Below are 16,770 nucleotides of genomic sequence, written 5' to 3' on the forward strand. Positions count from 1 at the left end.
TTGGGGTTCTTGTATAACATTCCAGATTTTTACTCATTTTAATAATGAGGTGATATTTATGATGAAGTGGTATGTGTTTTCGTTTGTATTGGTTTTAGTATTAGGGGTATGTTTGCCCGCTCAGGCGGCGGGGACCGAGTTGATGACTGCCTTTTCTCTTCGGGTTACAGTAGTTGAGAATGGAGTAGAATACGAATGGGAATACGATAGTCCGAATCATTATGAGTACGAGGAAGGCAATCAAGTTATAAAAGGTAAAGAAGCAAAGGAAAAGGTTGAACAGATGGCTGGTCAATTGCAGTTAAGTGAGGAAACAGAAGTCAAAGATTTAGTCGAAAGAGTAAAAAGCTCAACTCATCCAAACATTGAGCGGTTGGATATCCGTTTTATGAATGGAGAGAGTAAGCTATTTACTTGGGTTTGGGAAGAATAATGTTTGTAGGAAGCCCTTAAAAGCCAATAGAACAAGTTCGAAATATAAAGCAGAAACTGAAAACAGTATGTCAAAAGAGCAGTCCAATTGGATTGCTTTTTTGTTTGTTAGTCAACATAGGAGAAACAATTGCGGAACAAGAGCTGTAAAAAGAATAATGAAGGCCAAAAGAGAGCAGGCGAGCATGTCAAAAGACATTCATAGTGGGAATGAAGGCCGAAAGAGAGCAGAGAACAAGGGGGAAAATCTTTCATCATTATCATGGAAAGTCTTGAATGATTTTTCAACCAAAGTCAGCAAAAGAAACGCTCTGAGTTATTCGAACTCTAGAGCGTTTCTTTTGTAATTTGGTTGGTGAAGTAAAACATAAAAACCAGCTAAACGAGATCTTACCCTATTTCAACAAGGTCTTTCGGATAAGTGGTTAAGCACTCATACCCGTCAGGTGTAATAAGAACATCATCTTCAATTCTTACTCCACCAAGTTTTGGTACATAAATTCCTGGCTCAATTGTAAATGTCATCCCTACCTGTAAGCGATCTTGATTTGTTTCGTTTAAGGATGGCAGCTCGTGAACTTCGGTTCCTAATCCATGACCAATGCGATGTGGAAAATAAGGGCCGTAACCAGCTTCTGTAATGATTGATCGAGCTTTTTTGTCAAGGTCGCCAAGAATCGTACCTGCTTGGCATTGTTTTAATGTCTCCGTTTGAGCTGTTAGAACTGTATGGTAGATCTTTTTTTGTTCGTCCGTTAAGGAGCCAAAACCGACTGTTCGTGTAATATCAGAACAATACCCTTCTAAAACGACACCTAAATCAAATAAAACAAACTCTCCTTTTTGAATCGGTTTTAGACTAGGCTGTCCATGAGGATTAGCTGATTGTTCACCACTTAAGACAAGAGTCCCAAAGGACATCTCTGAGATTCCTTTCCGTTTTAATTCATATTCAATCATGGCGAGAATCTCCATTTCCGTTCTGCCAGTCGAGAGTGCATGAACCCCAACCTCGACACCGAAATCAGCTAGTTTTGCTGCCTCTCGTAAAAGGGAGATTTCTGATTTGCTTTTAATTAGGCGTAATTCCATCAATGTATGTTCACAGCAAACAAGGTCTAGTTCTGGAGAAAGTTTCTTTATTTGTTCCGCTCTCACAAGGGAAAGCAAGCCTTTTTCAATGGCAATTGCATGTCCTTCTATTTCGAAAGAAGATAGATAGGTTTCTAGAAGCTTCCAAGGATTTTCGGTATCACTATAACCGATGAGAGGAAACGTCCACCCTGTTTGTCTAACTAAGTCCTTTTCCATATTCGGACATACTAAAATCGGTTCAGAATTTGGAAATACTACTAGTGACACAAGGCGTTCATGTGGTTCGCACCGAAAACCTGTAAGATAAAACAAGTTCGCCTTTCCTTGAATAAAAGCAAAGGCATAACCTTCCTCTTTCAACCACTTTTGTAAAATAGATAATCGATTTTTTTCCATAAAATCTCCTTTCAAAAGCTTGTATGATTATTCTTAATCTAACATCATATGTTAAAATAAGAAAGACATAGAGAAGAGGAGATTCGAATGAAAACATTTTTCAATTATCTTTCTTTAACGATTGGGTCGATCATTGTTGCAGCTGGCCTTGAGCTAATTCTGGCCCCGAATGGGCTTGTTGATGGGGGAGTAACAGCTATTGCCATAATGGTAAATTCCCAGTTGAATTGGCCAATTTGGGCAGTCTACCTTGCTTTAAATGTTCCGACTCTTCTCTTTTCTGGACGGTTTATGGGAAGAAAGTTTGTCATTCGGACATTGTATGCAAATGCCGTTACAACAGCTGCGCTTTGGTGGTTAGCACCGATGTCTGCGATTACCTCTTCTGAAGTGTTAATTGTCTTATATGGAGGATTAATGCTTGGACTTGGAATTGGGTTAGTTGTAAAAGCGGGAGGGGCTGTTGATGGAACAGAAATGATTGCAATATGGATACATCGCCGGTTTCATGTTTCAATTAGTACCTTCCTATTAGCCATAAATGCCGTTATTCTATCGGTAGCTGCTTTTATCTTTACATTGGAACAAGCGATGTTTAGTATTGCTGTATTTTATCTCGTTTCTAAAATGATAGATTTTGTTTTAGATGGGTTAAACCAGGGAAAATCGGTGATGATTATATCAGATAAGCCACATATCATCGGTGAAAAATTATTAGAAGAGTTGGATGTATCCATTACCTATTTATACGGCCAAGGTGGTTATACAGGGGATGAAAGATTTATTATTTATTGCATCACGAACCGATTTATGTATCCAAAATTAAAAGATGTTGTCCTCACAATAGACCCAACAGCCGTTCTCGAAGCTTCGTATGTAACAGAAACAGCGGGTGTAAAAAAGCAAACCATTTTTCCTAAAGGAGAAAAACAAGCAGGAACTGATAGGAAAAATGGCTAAGTAAATCATTAAAAAGGAAAAGGAGTTCTGATTTAAATGAAGATTAGTTATCATGGACATTCCGTAGTTCTCATTGAGACAAATGAAAAAAAGGTTATTATTGACCCGTTCATAACAGGAAACAGCTTGACTGATTTAAAAGCCGATGAACTAAGTGTAGACGTAATTTTGTTAACGCATGGACATAATGATCATGTTGGGGACACAGTCGAATTAGCAAAAAGAAATGATGCCCTTGTTGTTGCTCCATTTGAACTTGCTACCTACCTAAGTTGGCAAGGAGTTAAAACACATCCGATGCATATTGGAGGAGCTCATGAGTTTGAGTTTGGAACAGTCAAGCTCACTCAAGCGTTTCACGGGTCTTCTTTTACGATCGAAGAAGAACAAAAGATTATTTACACGGGCATGCCTGCAGGAATTTTATTTACAGCAGAAGGCAAGACAATTTTTCACGCAGGTGACACGGCATTATTCAGTGATTTGAAGTTAATTGGCGAAAGAAATTCGATTGACCTTGCGTTTTTACCTATTGGGGATAATTTTACAATGGGGCCAGAAGATGCGACGGTTGCAGCAGAGTGGTTGCAAGCCAAGCGTGTCGTTCCAATTCATTACAATACATTCCCTGTCATTGAGCAAGATCCGATTGAATTTGCAGACAATCTTTCAGGAAAAAAAGGCCTTCCACTAGCTGTTGGTGAATCAGTTGAATTATAAAGTTGTAAAAAGTATTAGGTGTGTATCAACTTTTTGATACACATCTTTTTTGTATGCCATACAATTAATGATGCCAAACAGCTTGGTCTTTTTTACATTACTTGAGCATAAACTACAGTAGGAAAAGTGGGGTGATGGTGTGAAGCAGCGTCTGTTTATCTCTTTTTTACTTGCAGTTGCAATGATAGTCTATAGTTTTGAGTACTTGCCGTTTGATGGATCTGGAATAGATCGTATATTTGCATGGTCTTGGCTGGTGTTTGCTTTGTTTGTAGTAAGTGGGAATGGATTACATCTGTTATACCAAAAAAAGCAAAGAAGTCGTGTAGCTGTACCTGTTCGTGAAAAAGAAAATCAAAGAGCTAAAATGCGAGGATAAGAAGAGTTCCTTGATACAACCCATTTTCAGACGTATAATGATAGTAGTACAGATTGAAGGTAATCAGTACAACAGTTGACTGAAAGTGTGGTGGCTATCATGGCTACAAAGCATGAACAAATTATTGAGTATATAACGAATTTAGCCGTTGGGGAAAAGATTTCTGTCCGTTCCATTGCAAAAGCACTTACGGTTAGTGAAGGTACGGCTTACCGTGCGATTAAAGAAGCGGAAAATCAAGGGCTTGTCAGCACAATTGAACGGGTTGGAACAGTAAGAATAGAAACTAAGAAGAAAGAAAATATTGAAAAGTTAACATATGCAGAAGTGGTCAATATCGTTGATGGACAAGTGTTAGGTGGGCGAAATGGCCTTTATAAGACGTTGAATCGCTTCGTCATTGGTGCGATGAAACTAGAAGCGATGATGAGGTATGTAGAAGCTGGGAACCTCTTAATAGTAGGAAATCGTGATCAAGTTCATAAGGTAGGACTTGAAGCTGGAACAGCTGTATTGATAACAGGTGGGTTTGACACAAGTGATGAAGTCATTGAACTAGCTGATGAACTTGAGCTGCCAATTATTTCAACAAGTTATGACACCTTTACCGTTGCGGCGATGATCAACCGAGCAATTTATGATCAACTAATCAAAAAAGAAATCGTTCTAGTTGACGATATCCTTATTCCTTTTCAAGATACATTTTATATGACAACACAAAACACGGTTGATAAATGGCATGATCTCAACCAGAAAACCGGTCATAGTCGGTATCCGGTTATTGATAGCAATTTAAAAGTCCAAGGAATGGTAGCGGCTAAAGATGTCCTTGGTGCTTCAAAGCAAACACCGATTGAAAAAGTCATGACAGCCAATCCTATTACAGTGAGTGAACGAACGTCGATTGCGGCAGTGGCCCATGTTATGGTTTGGGAAGGCATTGAATTATTACCCGTTATTGATTCACAGCGAAAGTTACTGGGCGTTATTAGCCGCCAAGATGTGTTAAAAGCTTTACAAATGGTTCAGAAACAGCCACATATTGGGGAGACGATTGAAGATATTGTTACGAGTCGTGTAGAGGATCGTTCTACTGTTGATGAAATGATGTTTGAATGTGAGGTTACTCCTCAAATGACCAATCAATTGGGAACGATTTCGTATGGGGTGATTACGACACTCGTAACAGAAATCGGTAGTCGGGTAATGCGGAAATACAAAAAAGGAGATTTGGTTGTAGAGAACATCACGTTGTATTTTTTAAAGCCTGTGCAAATTGATAGTTTGATGACTATCAAGCCTAAAATACTTGAAATAGGGCGTAAGCATGGAAAAATTGATGTAGAGTTATATCATGATGACGAGATTGTCGGAAAAGCGATGATGATGGCACAATTAATTGACTAACAGAAAGAAGGGACTCACTCCTTAGGAGAAGACCCTTCTTTTTTGTTTAGTCCCCAAGCTGGGCAACATAATGGCGAGAAGCACGGTAGCCATAAACGATATTCGCAATACCGAGAATCGCAAAAATAGCTCCTACGACTAAATCAATGACACTACGGTTGAAGGTTAGTAAATTCACTCCAAAAGCCGTTAGAAAGAAACCTAATGACAAAGAAGATTTAGTTTGGTAAATTCGTTTTAATAACGATTCTTGAGAACGCCACATTCGTATCTTATTATATAAGAAGAAGACAGCTGAAATGATGATAATAATCGTTAAAAGCTTGTCCATAATCGTACCTCCCTTAGTATGGAAACAAATTTTACGAGTTTTATAATAGCTCTACAAGTTATTGTATCGTGATACGTGTTATTTTGCCAGTGGAGGAACCGTGAACAAAGAAGAGGGGGAGTTATAAACATGATAAACGAAATTCATGAAAAAATTGAGGAGTATGAAACGGTTATTATCCATCGCCATGAACGTCCTGACCCGGATGCGTTGGGATCGCAAATGGGATTAGCTGAATTGATTAAACAGTGTTACCCGGAGAAAACGGTATATGTTGTCGGTGAAGAAGAAGAGAGTTTAGCCTTTTTAGGACAGATGGATGAAATTCCTGATTGCGAGTATGATCAATCATTGGTGATTGTTTGTGACACGGCCAATACAGCTCGAATTGATGATAAACGCTATGAAAAAGGGGATTTTCTAATTAAAATTGATCACCACCCAAATGAAGAGCCTTATGGGGATTTAGTATGGGTCGACACTTCCTTTAGTTCAACAAGTGAAATGATTGTAGAATTTGCAGAGCAAGGAAAAGAGAAAGGGTACAAGATAAATTCGCAGTCAGCATTGCTTTTATATGCTGGAATTGTAGGTGATACAGGGCGCTTTCGATATACGAATACGACTGCTCAAACGTTGCAACGTGCAAGTATATTAGTTAAACAAACGTTTGATCAAAATGCCTTTTATTCAAATCTACATAAAAAAGAACTGAAAATGACAAGGTTACAAGGATATGTGCTTCAACATTTCTCTATCATTAATGGACAAGTCGGAGTAATGAAGTTATCAAAGGAAGAGCTCGACCGTTTTGATGTGACTTCAAATGAATCATCACAACTAGTTAATTCCTTTTCTGATGTAGAAGGGTTAAAGGTTTGGGTCTTTTTTGTAGAAGATGGAGAGAAGATCAGAGTCCGACTTCGTTCAAAAGGACCGGTGATCAACACCATTGCAGCCGAACATAATGGTGGAGGCCACCCGATGGCTGCAGGAGCAACAGCCTACTCTTGGGATGAAACGGACCAGATTGTCGCAAAATTAGTAGCGGCCTGCGATATTTAGTAGTTTACAAGGGCTGTTCTCGTAAATATGTTGCTGTGCAGAAGGGTTATCTCCTAGTGAAATGAAGCGGAAGTCAATCGACTCCTGCGGGAATAGAGGTAGGCCACTAATAAAGTGCCTAACTGCCGCAGGGGAATGACACTACGCTTTCCGCGGGTGCCCGGTGAGCCTCCTCGGCTGTCGCCTGCGGGGTCTCACACGTGGGTCACTGGTCCCGCAGGAGTCTCCGTGTCATTCCCCTGCTAGTATCAGCTCTTGATACTAGCAACCCAAGATCCAAATATCCAAATCATTATAAGCATTGGAAAGGATAAAAGATTCACCTTTCCAATGCCCTTTTGATTTATATTTTGTTTTAAATGTATTTAGTTGGGTTGGTATTCAGATGATCTCCAATCAAGAATCAATGACTTTAAGTCCATACATTAATGATAAGCCTGTTATCCCCAGGGTAGCTTTTATCCGTTGAGTGATGGTTTGATGAAAATTAAACTTCAGACTGTAGACAAAAAGCCTTTGAGTTTCGTTACGCTATTTCTCGATTTTCTTTTGACTGTTGAAGAGCAGGCAGGTTGAAATCCACCGGCGTAGCCGGTTAGTTCAACGCCTGTCTGCAGGTGCGTGCCCCCATCCCGGGAGCGAGATCGAAGCTCCTTTTCAAGTCCGAAATAAACGAGCACTTTTTCAGTGGCCTCGAATAGAGGTAGGGTCGAGATCCTACAGGCGACACCCGAGGAGGGCTCGACACCTCCTTGCGGGTGCGAGTGGCTAGAGCGCAGTGGAACGGGTGACGAACACATTATCATAAAAACAACAACGTATATGAAACAGTCTTCAAAAAACAAAAAAGTGTGCAAGCCGAAACCGGTTTACACGCTTTTTGGCTTAACCGGCATGAACCAGCTGCCTACTTCCGTAACATCTTCATGTACGTCAATCTTTTGTTTTTGTAATTCTTTTCGAACAAGTTCGGTCACTTCTTTTGATTCTGCAAAAGCAGAGTAACCATTTTTAATTTTCTCTACTTTTTTCAATGCCATTTGTTTGCGATTGATAACCATTTCTTTTCCCGTTACGTCCAAGGATATCCCTCCTTATCAACTGAGGTTCTCCTTCTATTATACAACAGGTTTGATGTAGAAAACGATAGAAACAGAATGTTCAAAAATCTGTGCTAATTAGCTATTAGATGGGATAATCTTCACTATAACTCGGACGGTTGTAAAAAGATGAACCTGTTCAACTTGCAACTGATAACGTTTGTCTCCAGCACGAAATACTTTGTTTTCTAAGTTGCTAATGAGTAATTCGTTCATGTTCGAAACGGTTTCGATATCTCTTCTTTTAATATACTGAAGTTCTGTTAATGCTTGTTGCTTAATATCAAGTAAAGTGAGTTGATTTAAACGCAGTCGATTATTGTTGCTAAATTGAATGTCAATCTCTTGGACTGTTAATTTCTTTTCATTTTCTTCATTTAAACGATTTTGTTCGCTTCTTAGCAATTCAATATCTTCCTCTAATTCCTCAATCTCGGCTTTTTGTTCTGAGATTCGAAACACAAGTCCTTCGTAAACTTGGCCATATTGATAAATGAAGAAAACCCAGCCGATGATAACACCAATGATAATACCTGCGAAAAAACGTTTTACTGTTGGTCGTTCATAAAATGGAGGAACCCTCATGTCGAAAGAGACTCCCCAACAATCCACTGGATAAGGAGTGTGCCAGATTGTGCCCCACATAAAGCGGCAAATATCATAAATACGGTTTTAAAAATATCATCGTGAGTTCCATAAAATAGTCCACGCTCTATACTGGTAATGGCGTCAAATGTTCCACCAATAGCTGCAACAATCGCCCATATTTTTAAGCTGCCAGCAAGGTCATGCATAACAGATAAGGGAGGCTTTCCAATTAAGAAAGCACCAATCCCGCCGATAATCGCACCACCTATAATGACACCAAAAGCGACGAAAAAATCAATAATCAATGTGGCGAGAAGTTCTCGAGTTAGCATATGGAACACCCACTTTCGTAGTAGAAAATAGCTTATCCATATTATGTATAGAAGAGTTTTTCTAATTTATGACACGGAATTAAATAGAACGGTCTCTCTTAATATTCATTCAGGGACAATATGTACTATACTAGAGAAACAAAAAAGAAAAGGTGAGGCGGTTGTATGGAGATTGTTCAAACGCATGTATATAGTGAATACAGTCTTCTATCATCAACAAATCGAATAGAGGAACTAGTAAAAAAAGCAAAAGAAATAGGGTATGAGGCACTTGCTATATGTGACCACCATGTAATGTATGGAATAGTGCCCTTTTATGAAGCCTGCTTGAAATATGATATGAAACCAATAGTAGGGCTAGAAGCCACCATTAACGATCAAGGGGAAAAAAGCTTATTACGCTTATATGCCAAAAATGAAAAAGGCTATATGAACTTATTAAAAATAGCGACAAAAATAGGACATAATCAAGAAAAAGTACCGAGTATCATGAAACAAGATATCCTTCCTTACATGAGCGATGTCCTGATCACAATCCCCTTTCAAGGTGGCCCGTTAGACGGAATGCTCCAAAAAGGGGAAAAAGAATTAGCCTTAAAATGGATTGAATCATGGAAGGGGAGTACCCATTTATCTGACTGGTTTATGGAACTACAAATTCTTGATGGGGAAAGTGGACAAAAGCGAGAGCAAATCAAACAATTTGCCAAAAACAAAGGAATTCAAATTATAGCTACGCACCCAGTTCGTTTCTTACAGGAACAGGACGCAGCTTCTTTTCAAGTGATACGTGCGATTCGAGAAGGGGTGAAGGCAGAAGACTATCCTTTGGAACAAAAGGAACGATCTTATTATTTACAAACCCCTGAGCAAATGAAAAAAAGATTTGCTAATGAAGCTGAAGCGTTAGAGCAAACGAAAGCATTTTCTTCGTTATGTCATATTGATCTTGAGCTTGGACAACGTAAATTACCACAATTCCCAGTAGAAAAAGGGAACTCAAGTGATCTTTTACGAAGACTTTGTGAAAAAGGTTGTCAAGATCGCTACGGTCATGCAAACGAAGAAGTCCTAATTAGATTAAAGCAAGAATTAGACGTTATTAATCAGATGGGTTTTCAGGATTATTTTTTAATTGTATGGGATTTTATGAAGTATGCGAAAGAGCAAGGAATTATTACGGGACCAGGGAGGGGTTCGGCTGCTGGTTCCCTTGTTTCTTATGTGCTACAAATTACGGATGTTGATCCACTTAAGTATGATTTGTTGTTTGAACGATTTCTGAATCATGAACGAGTATCAATGCCAGATATTGATATAGATTTTCCAGACCATAGACGAGACGAAATGATAGCCTATGTGCAGAGGAAATATGGACATGATCGCGTCGCACAAATTATTACATTTGGAACATTAGCGGCAAGAGCTGTTGTTCGTGATGTAGGAAAAGTTCTTGGCATTGACAGTTATGTAGTTGGACAGCTTGCAAAAGAGATTCCACAAGCTCCAGGGACAACATTGGAGAAAGCAAAGAATGCGAGTGATCGTATACAAGCTATGCTTGCAGAATCGAAGGATGTTGCAGCTCTTTGGGGTATTGCTAGTCAATTAGAAGGACTACCAAGACATGCGTCGACGCATGCTGCTGGAGTGGTGATCAGTGCTGAACCATTGACAGAGGTTATGGCCCTTCAAGCCGGACAATCATCGATTTCGTTAACTCAAGCACCAATGGACGTCGTAGAAAAAGTAGGGTTATTAAAATTTGATTTTCTGGGCTTACGTAATTTGACGCTTTTAGAAGTCATTATAAAGGTCATTTATAATCAGTACGGAACGCGCATTCAGTTATCAAATATTCCTTTAGATGATGAAAAAGTATTTCAGTTACTTGGAAGTGGCGCCACTACGGGAATCTTTCAGCTTGAATCTGAAGGCATGAGGAGTGTTCTAAAAAACTTAAAACCAACAGAATTTGAGGATATTGTGGCTGTAAACGCTCTGTATCGTCCTGGTCCAATGGATTACATTCCAGTTTACATTCGAGGCAAGCATGGAAAGGAGAGAGTTTCCTATCTTCATCCTGACCTTGAACCTATCCTAAAGAAGACGTATGGCGTTATTGTTTATCAGGAGCAAATTATGCAAGTGGCTTCGAAAATGGCTGGTTTTTCTCTCGCTCAAGCGGATATTTTACGGAGAGCAATAAGCAAGAAAAAGAAAGGAGAATTAGAGCAGCAACGAGAAGCATTTTTAGCTGGAGCGACTCAAAAAGGCTATACAAAAACAGTTGCAATGGACGTTTTTCAACTTATCGAACGTTTTGCAAACTATGGATTTAATCGCAGTCATGCAGTTGCGTATAGTATGATTAGTTATTTTTTAGCTTATTTAAAAGCAAATTATCCGTTAGCTTTTTATACAGCTCTTTTATCTGGTGTGTGGAACCATTCTGAGAAATTAGCTCATCATATAAAAGAAGCGGAGGAAGCTGGATACGAAATCTTTCCACCTTCAGTAAACAAAAGTGAGGTTCTGTTTAAAATTGAGGAAGAGGGAATACGATTTGGGCTTCTTCCAATTTCTCATGTTGGTTTACAAGCAGCCAAATGGATTGTGGAAACGAGGAAACATGAACCGTACAAAGATCTCTTTCAGTTTGCGGTGAAAATGAACCAAAAAATAGTGAACAAAAAAGCGATGGAGCAGTTGATTAAGGCTGGAGCAATGGATGAGTTTTTGCAGGATCGAGCAACATTGCTTTATTCCGTTGAAGAGGCGATTCAGTTTGCAACCGAGGTCAACTCGTTCCAAGATGAAACGGAAGGCTATTTACACTTGATATTCAAGCGCCAGACTATACGCCCATTGAAGCACTTAGTACGCAAGATAAGCTAAATTATGAAAAAGAGGCTTTAGGCTTTTATTTATCTGGACATCCGATTGAAGCCTATAAAGAACAGCTCACTGGACTTGGCAGACGTCCTATTCAAGAAGCAATCGGGCAAAAGAGTACGGTCCGGATTGCGGGGCTTTTAGGACAAATCAAGCAAATCAAAACTAAAAAAGGGGAACCGATGGCATTTGCTCAACTAACAGATGAGTCTGGACTAGGAGATTTAGTCCTATTTCCGAAAGTGTGGAATATGTATCATCATGCTGTAAAAGAGGAAGAGCTTATTTTCGTAGAAGGTAATTATGATGAATCAAATGGACGATCTCAATTTATTGTCAGAAAGATAACATCCGTCCATTCATTGACCGATAAACCGAAAAAAAGAAAAACGCTCTATTTACGTTTGCAATCAGATCATCATTACTCCTCTGTACTAGAACAAGTAAAGAACATATTGCTTGAAGAAGAAGGGGAGATTCCTGTAATTTTATACTACGAAGAAACGAAACAAATGAAACATTTGAGTAAAGAATACAATGTAGTAGAGAACAATCAACTAATGCAGCAATTAAAAAACTTATTAGGTGACATGAATGTGGTGTTAAAAGATTAAGTAAATTTCATTTTAGGACTTGGCTAATGAGGTAATCTTCTATATAATAAGTATTACTTTTCGGTGGTCAGACCACCTTAAAACAAACTTCCATATATAAAAAAAGGAGAGTGTCGCTGTGCCAACCACAAGAGAAGAGGCCTTACATATGCACCGTGTTAACCAGGGGAAACTTGAGTCAAAAACAAAGGTCGCTGTTAGGAATGCAAAAGATCTAAGTTTGGCTTATTCTCCAGGGGTAGCAGAACCGTGTAAGGAAATATTCGAAGATGTTGAGTCAGTTTACGAGTATACGATGAAGGGCAATATGGTTGCCGTAGTTAGTAACGGAACAGCTGTATTAGGCCTTGGGAATATTGGGCCAGAAGCTTCTTTACCAGTAATGGAGGGGAAAGCAGTTCTATTTAAGTCATTTGCTGGTGTTGATGCTTTTCCAATTTGCTTACGCTCAAATGATGTAGAGAAAATCATTGAGACAGTTAAATTGATGGAACCAACGTTTGGCGGTGTGAACTTAGAGGATATTGCCGCACCTGAATGTTTTGAAATTGAAGAGCGTTTAAAGAAGGAAACGAATATACCTGTCTTTCATGATGATCAACACGGTACAGCGATAGTAACTCTTGCAGGGCTTATTAATGCGTTAAAGGTTTCTGGCAAAAAGCTATCTGAGGTAAAAGTGGTTGCAAATGGTGCTGGTTCAGCAGGAATTGCAATCATTAAGCTAATGCAGAGAATGGGCGTTAGAGACATTATCTTGTGTGATTCAAAAGGAGCAATTTTTGATGGACGCACATATGGCATGAATGATATGAAAGCGGAAGTGGCTAAATTTACGAATCGAGATAACCTTGAGGGGAGTTTAGCGGATGTCATCAAAGGAACAGATGTCTTTATCGGTGTTTCGGTTGCAGGGGCATTAACGAAAGAAATGATCGAAAGCATGAATGATAACCCGATTATTTTTGCCATGCAAATCCAGTTCCTGAAATTATGCCAGATGAAGCTAAAGAGGCTGGAGCAAGTGTAATCGGAACAGGTCGTTCAGATTTCCCGAACCAAGTGAACAATGTTTTAGCGTTTCCTGGTATTTTCCGAGGGGCGCTTGATGTTAGAGCAACGCACATAAATGAGGAAATGAAAGTAGCAGCAGTTTATGCGATAGCGAACCTGGTATCAGAAGCAGATTTGTCACCAGATTATGTGATTCCAGCTCCATTCGATCCGCGCGTTGCTCCAGCAGTGGCTGCAGCCGTAGCGAAAACTGCAATGGAAACAGGGGTAGCAAGGAAAAAAGTAGACCCTGATAAAGTAGCAGAGAAAACAAGAAAACTTGCTGTTATTGGGGATGGAGAATAAAGAAAATGTTTATAACTGAGGTGAGGGTGACAAATGTCATCAGAACAACCGAAAGTCTATTTAGAAGTCATTAAGCAAATCAATCACATTATTAATGAAGATCAACTAGCAAGTGGAGATAAATTACCTTCAGAAAGAGAGTTAAGCGACCGGCTAGATGTTGGTCGCTCCTCTGTTCGTGAACCTTAAGGGCTTTAGAATTATTGGATTTAATTGAAACAAGACGTGGAGAAGGAACATTTATTAAACCATTTGGCAGTTATCGACTTGTTGAAATTCTGTTATCTTTTTTATTGAAAGATGAAAATGCTAGGAAGGATTTAACAGAAACAAGGCGAATTGTAGAGCTTGAAGCATTAAAGCTAGCGTGTGAACGGATAACGGATGATTCTGTTCAAAAATTAAATGAGCTATTAACAAAAGCGAAAGATGAGTGGTCACATGGAGATTTACCTGTGGAAGAAGATTATTTATTCCATAAAACAATTGTAGAAGCAAGTCACAATCGCTTGCTGTTAAATCTTTGGGTATCACTTGTGGAATATAACAAAGTAGCGATAGAGCGCTCATTAAAACGTGAGGGCAGGATGAATTTAGCTCTTAGTGAACATGAGGAAATATATGAGGCATTGAAAAAACGAAATCAAAAAGCCGCAACAGCTGCTATGCGGAGACATTTAGAAAATAGTCGCTTTTAGCTTGTACTAATTTTTTAGTTAAAACCATATGTTTAAAGTAGTAGCTTGAGCGAGTGAGGTGGAAAAATGCTTAAGGATTTTCTTAAGAAAAAGAAACGATACGCAACCATTCCTTCTGAACGGGCAAAACAAGAAGTTCCCGAAGGATTAATGACGAAATGTCCATCATGTAGAACGATTATGTATACGAAGGAATTAAAGAAAAATTTAAATGTTTGTGATTCATGTGGACATCACTTTCGTATGACGGCGAATGAACGCTTTGATAGTTTGTTTGATGAAGGTTCTTTCGTTGAATTGGATAAGGACATGATCGGAGAGAACCCTTTAAATTTCCCAACTTATGAAGAAAAGCTTGAAGCAGATCGTAAAAAAACAAACTTAAATGAAGCCATCGTGACAGGGAAAGGTACGATCAATGGCTTTGGTGCGGTGATGGCGGTGATGGACTCCAGATTTAGAATGGGGAGTATGGGGTCTGTTGTTGGTGAGAAAATTACGAGAGCCATTGAACAAGCGATTGAGATGGGTATACCTTTTATTTTGTTTTCAGCATCAGGTGGGGCTAGAATGCAAGAAGGCGTATTGAGCCTAATGCAAATGGCTAAAACGAGTGCTGCCCTAGAGAAGCTTAGTCGACATGGTGGATTGTATATATCTGTTATGACACACCCAACAACTGGAGGTGTATCAGCCAGTTTTGCTTCATTAGGTGATTATAACTTTGCTGAACCGAAAGCATTAATTGGGTTTGCTGGAAGACGTATTATAGAACAGACGATCCGACAAGAACTACCAGAAGATTTTCAGACAGCAGAGTTTTTATTAAAACATGGCCAGTTAGATCGAGTTGTCTCAAGGCTAGAAATGAAAGAGTTAATAACGACAATTTTAGATATCCATTGTTCGTAAAGGAGGTGTTGTAAAGTGGCAAGTGAATTAGGATTTGAAAAACCAATTGTTGAACTAAAAAACAAAATCTCTGAACTTCGAACATTTACCGAAGAAAAAGAGATCGATTTAACAGATGAAATCACCAAGCTCGAAACACGGTTAAAGCAGCTTGAACGTGATATTTACGGTAATTTGCAGCCGTGGGAACGAGTGCAAATTGCTAGGCATAACGATCGACCAACAACACTTGATTATATTGGACAACTGTTCACCGATTTTATCGAAATGCATGGTGACCGCCTATACGGTGATGATGAGGCGATTGTTGGTGGAATTGCTAAATACAAAGGCCGTCCAATTACCGTTATCGGTCACCAAAGAGGGAAAGATACGAAAGAAAACATTCGTCGTAATTTCGGTATGCCTCATCCAGAAGGATATCGAAAAGCGCTTCGATTAATGAAACAAGCAGAAAAGTTTAATAGACCAATTGTTTGCTTTATTGATACAAAAGGAGCATACCCCGGCAAGGCAGCAGAAGAACGAGGGCAGAGCGAAGCAATTGCTAGAAATCTGTTAGAAATGGCTGGTTTAACGGTCCCAGTTATTTGTATTGTAATCGGTGAAGGTGGAAGTGGAGGGGCCTTGGCACTCGGAGTTGGAAATCATCTTCATATGCTTGAAAACTCTACCTATTCTGTTATTTCACCTGAAGGGGCAGCCGCTTTACTTTGGAAGGATGCATCTCTAGCGCAAAAGGCGGCTGAATCAATGAAAATTACAGCGCCGGATTTAAAGGAGCTAGGAATCATTGATGCCATTATTCCTGAAGTGAAAGGTGGAGCGCATCGAGACCTCATTCAACAAAGTGAAGCGATTGACGATATTTTACAAGAATCGCTGAGCCAGTTGTTACATTTAAACAAAGATGAGCTATTGGACCAACGGTATGAAAAATATAAACAAATTGGACAATATACACATGTAAGCGATGCCATCGCTATAAATAAAGGATAAGTGCTTTCTGATTTTAAGAAAGCACTTTTTCTATTGGAATTAACTGTATTGTGTTCATCTGACTAAAATGTTATTTTAAAAAATGGATATAATTTGTTTACGATGATAGTAAGGGGAAAAGTACATATGCTACAAATAGCATTGAACTTTTAACATATTTTTTATTTCTTTAGTTTGAGGAGGAAGAGAAATGAAGAGAATAGGAGTATTAACAAGTGGTGGGGATTCCCCTGGAATGAATGCAGCCATTCGTGCTGTTGTCAGAAAGTCCATTTTCCATGGTATTGAGGTTTACGGGATTTCTCATGGGTATGCAGGGTTAATCAATGGGGATATTAAAAAGATGGAAATCGGTTCTGTTGGGGATATTATTCACCGTGGGGGAACGATTTTGTATACAGCTCGCTGTGAAGAATTTAAAACGCTTGAAGGCCAGAAAAAAGGTATTGAGCAATTAAAGAAATTTGGAATTGAAGGGCTTGTCGTAA

Annotated in this window: 18 protein-coding genes and 1 pseudogene; 14 read left to right on the plus strand and 5 right to left on the minus strand. The window is 39.1% G+C overall.

All coding sequences use genetic code 11. From position 1 onward, the window contains the following. Nucleotides 1-58 precede the first annotated feature (58 nt). Complete coding sequence (locus JCM9140_RS19080; RefSeq protein ID WP_034750341.1) at nucleotides 59-433, plus strand: hypothetical protein; 375 nt, start codon at nucleotides 59-61, stop codon at nucleotides 431-433. Nucleotides 434-822: 389 nt separating this feature from the next. On the opposite strand, the gene JCM9140_RS19090 is transcribed toward JCM9140_RS19080, so the two are convergent. Further along, entirely contained in the window at nucleotides 823-1,923 is a 1,101-nt protein-coding gene (locus tag JCM9140_RS19090; protein WP_034750346.1) for a M24 family metallopeptidase, read from the minus strand. An 87-nt stretch (nucleotides 1,924-2,010) separates the two neighbouring features. Here JCM9140_RS19090 and JCM9140_RS19095 point away from each other — a divergent pair, with 87 nt between their 5' ends. The 4 genes from JCM9140_RS19095 to JCM9140_RS19110 all read left to right on the plus strand — a co-directional run bounded on the left by JCM9140_RS19095 (nucleotide 2,011) and on the right by JCM9140_RS19110 (nucleotide 5,389). Next, nucleotides 2,011-2,883, plus strand: a complete 873-nt coding sequence (locus JCM9140_RS19095) for a YitT family protein (protein WP_034750349.1) — start codon at nucleotides 2,011-2,013, stop codon at nucleotides 2,881-2,883. Between the two features lie 36 nt (nucleotides 2,884-2,919). After that, on the plus strand, nucleotides 2,920-3,603 hold the full coding sequence (locus JCM9140_RS19100) for a metal-dependent hydrolase (protein WP_034750351.1): 684 nt from the start codon (nucleotides 2,920-2,922) through the stop codon (nucleotides 3,601-3,603). Between the two features lie 139 nt (nucleotides 3,604-3,742). After that, on the plus strand, nucleotides 3,743-3,982 hold the full coding sequence (locus JCM9140_RS19105; protein WP_034750354.1) for a hypothetical protein: 240 nt from the start codon (nucleotides 3,743-3,745) through the stop codon (nucleotides 3,980-3,982). A 99-nt stretch (nucleotides 3,983-4,081) separates the two neighbouring features. After that, the gene (locus JCM9140_RS19110) at nucleotides 4,082-5,389 is read left to right on the plus strand and encodes a CBS domain-containing protein (RefSeq protein ID WP_034750357.1); all 1,308 of its coding nucleotides are present in this window, start codon (nucleotides 4,082-4,084) and stop codon (nucleotides 5,387-5,389) included. A 46-nt stretch (nucleotides 5,390-5,435) separates the two neighbouring features. On the opposite strand, the gene JCM9140_RS19115 is transcribed toward JCM9140_RS19110, so the two are convergent. Continuing rightward, nucleotides 5,436-5,720, minus strand: a complete 285-nt coding sequence (locus JCM9140_RS19115; RefSeq protein ID WP_034750360.1) for a YtpI family protein — start codon at nucleotides 5,718-5,720, stop codon at nucleotides 5,436-5,438. 129 nt (nucleotides 5,721-5,849) lie between these two features. Here JCM9140_RS19115 and JCM9140_RS19120 point away from each other — a divergent pair, with 129 nt between their 5' ends. After that, the gene (locus JCM9140_RS19120) at nucleotides 5,850-6,785 is read left to right on the plus strand and encodes a DHH family phosphoesterase (protein ID WP_034750363.1); all 936 of its coding nucleotides are present in this window, start codon (nucleotides 5,850-5,852) and stop codon (nucleotides 6,783-6,785) included. 869 nt (nucleotides 6,786-7,654) lie between these two features. On the opposite strand, the gene JCM9140_RS19125 is transcribed toward JCM9140_RS19120, so the two are convergent. From JCM9140_RS19125 to ytrH, 3 genes are all read right to left on the minus strand, one after another. After that, a complete protein-coding gene (locus JCM9140_RS19125; protein ID WP_081727778.1) occupies nucleotides 7,655-7,867 on the minus strand; it encodes a YtzJ family protein in 213 nt (70 codons plus the stop codon). Nucleotides 7,868-7,963: 96 nt separating this feature from the next. Continuing rightward, complete coding sequence (gene ytrI / locus JCM9140_RS19130; protein ID WP_034750365.1) at nucleotides 7,964-8,470, minus strand: sporulation membrane protein YtrI; 507 nt, start codon at nucleotides 8,468-8,470, stop codon at nucleotides 7,964-7,966. Further along, complete coding sequence (ytrH, locus tag JCM9140_RS19135; RefSeq protein ID WP_034750367.1) at nucleotides 8,467-8,805, minus strand: sporulation membrane protein YtrH; 339 nt, start codon at nucleotides 8,803-8,805, stop codon at nucleotides 8,467-8,469. The genes ytrI and ytrH overlap by 4 nt, the downstream gene beginning before the upstream one ends. Nucleotides 8,806-8,970: 165 nt before the next feature. On the opposite strand from ytrH, the gene dnaE reads away from it, so the two are divergent. The 8 genes and pseudogenes from dnaE to JCM9140_RS19165 all read left to right on the plus strand — a co-directional run. Next, nucleotides 8,971-11,703, plus strand: a complete 2,733-nt coding sequence (gene dnaE / locus JCM9140_RS19140; protein WP_052002385.1) for a DNA polymerase III subunit alpha — start codon at nucleotides 8,971-8,973, stop codon at nucleotides 11,701-11,703. Between the two features lie 179 nt (nucleotides 11,704-11,882). Next, a complete protein-coding gene (locus JCM9140_RS24730) occupies nucleotides 11,883-12,314 on the plus strand; it encodes a hypothetical protein (RefSeq protein ID WP_052002386.1) in 432 nt (143 codons plus the stop codon). 148 nt (nucleotides 12,315-12,462) lie between these two features. Next, nucleotides 12,463-13,673: pseudogene (gene ystJ, locus JCM9140_RS19145) on the plus strand (NADP-dependent malic enzyme). Nucleotides 13,674-13,706: 33 nt separating this feature from the next. After that, nucleotides 13,707-13,862 (plus strand): FadR/GntR family transcriptional regulator, encoded by a 156-nt coding sequence (locus tag JCM9140_RS25325; RefSeq protein ID WP_369384464.1) that lies wholly within the window; start codon nucleotides 13,707-13,709, stop codon nucleotides 13,860-13,862. Nucleotides 13,863-13,876: 14 nt separating this feature from the next. After that, the gene (locus tag JCM9140_RS19150) at nucleotides 13,877-14,371 is read left to right on the plus strand and encodes a FadR/GntR family transcriptional regulator (protein WP_369384465.1); all 495 of its coding nucleotides are present in this window, start codon (nucleotides 13,877-13,879) and stop codon (nucleotides 14,369-14,371) included. Between the two features lie 66 nt (nucleotides 14,372-14,437). Continuing rightward, nucleotides 14,438-15,283 (plus strand): acetyl-CoA carboxylase, carboxyltransferase subunit beta, encoded by an 846-nt coding sequence (gene accD / locus JCM9140_RS19155; protein ID WP_034750370.1) that lies wholly within the window; start codon nucleotides 14,438-14,440, stop codon nucleotides 15,281-15,283. 15 nt (nucleotides 15,284-15,298) lie between these two features. After that, the gene (gene accA, locus JCM9140_RS19160; protein ID WP_034750373.1) at nucleotides 15,299-16,282 is read left to right on the plus strand and encodes an acetyl-CoA carboxylase carboxyl transferase subunit alpha; all 984 of its coding nucleotides are present in this window, start codon (nucleotides 15,299-15,301) and stop codon (nucleotides 16,280-16,282) included. 190 nt (nucleotides 16,283-16,472) lie between these two features. Beyond that, nucleotides 16,473-16,770, plus strand: a 298-nt coding sequence (locus JCM9140_RS19165) for a 6-phosphofructokinase (RefSeq protein ID WP_034750376.1), incomplete at its 3' end; no start/stop codon positions are given.

It is taken from the genome of Halalkalibacter wakoensis JCM 9140, from assembly GCF_000513095.1.
Lineage (GTDB): Bacteria > Bacillota > Bacilli > Bacillales > Bacillaceae_D > Halalkalibacter > Halalkalibacter wakoensis.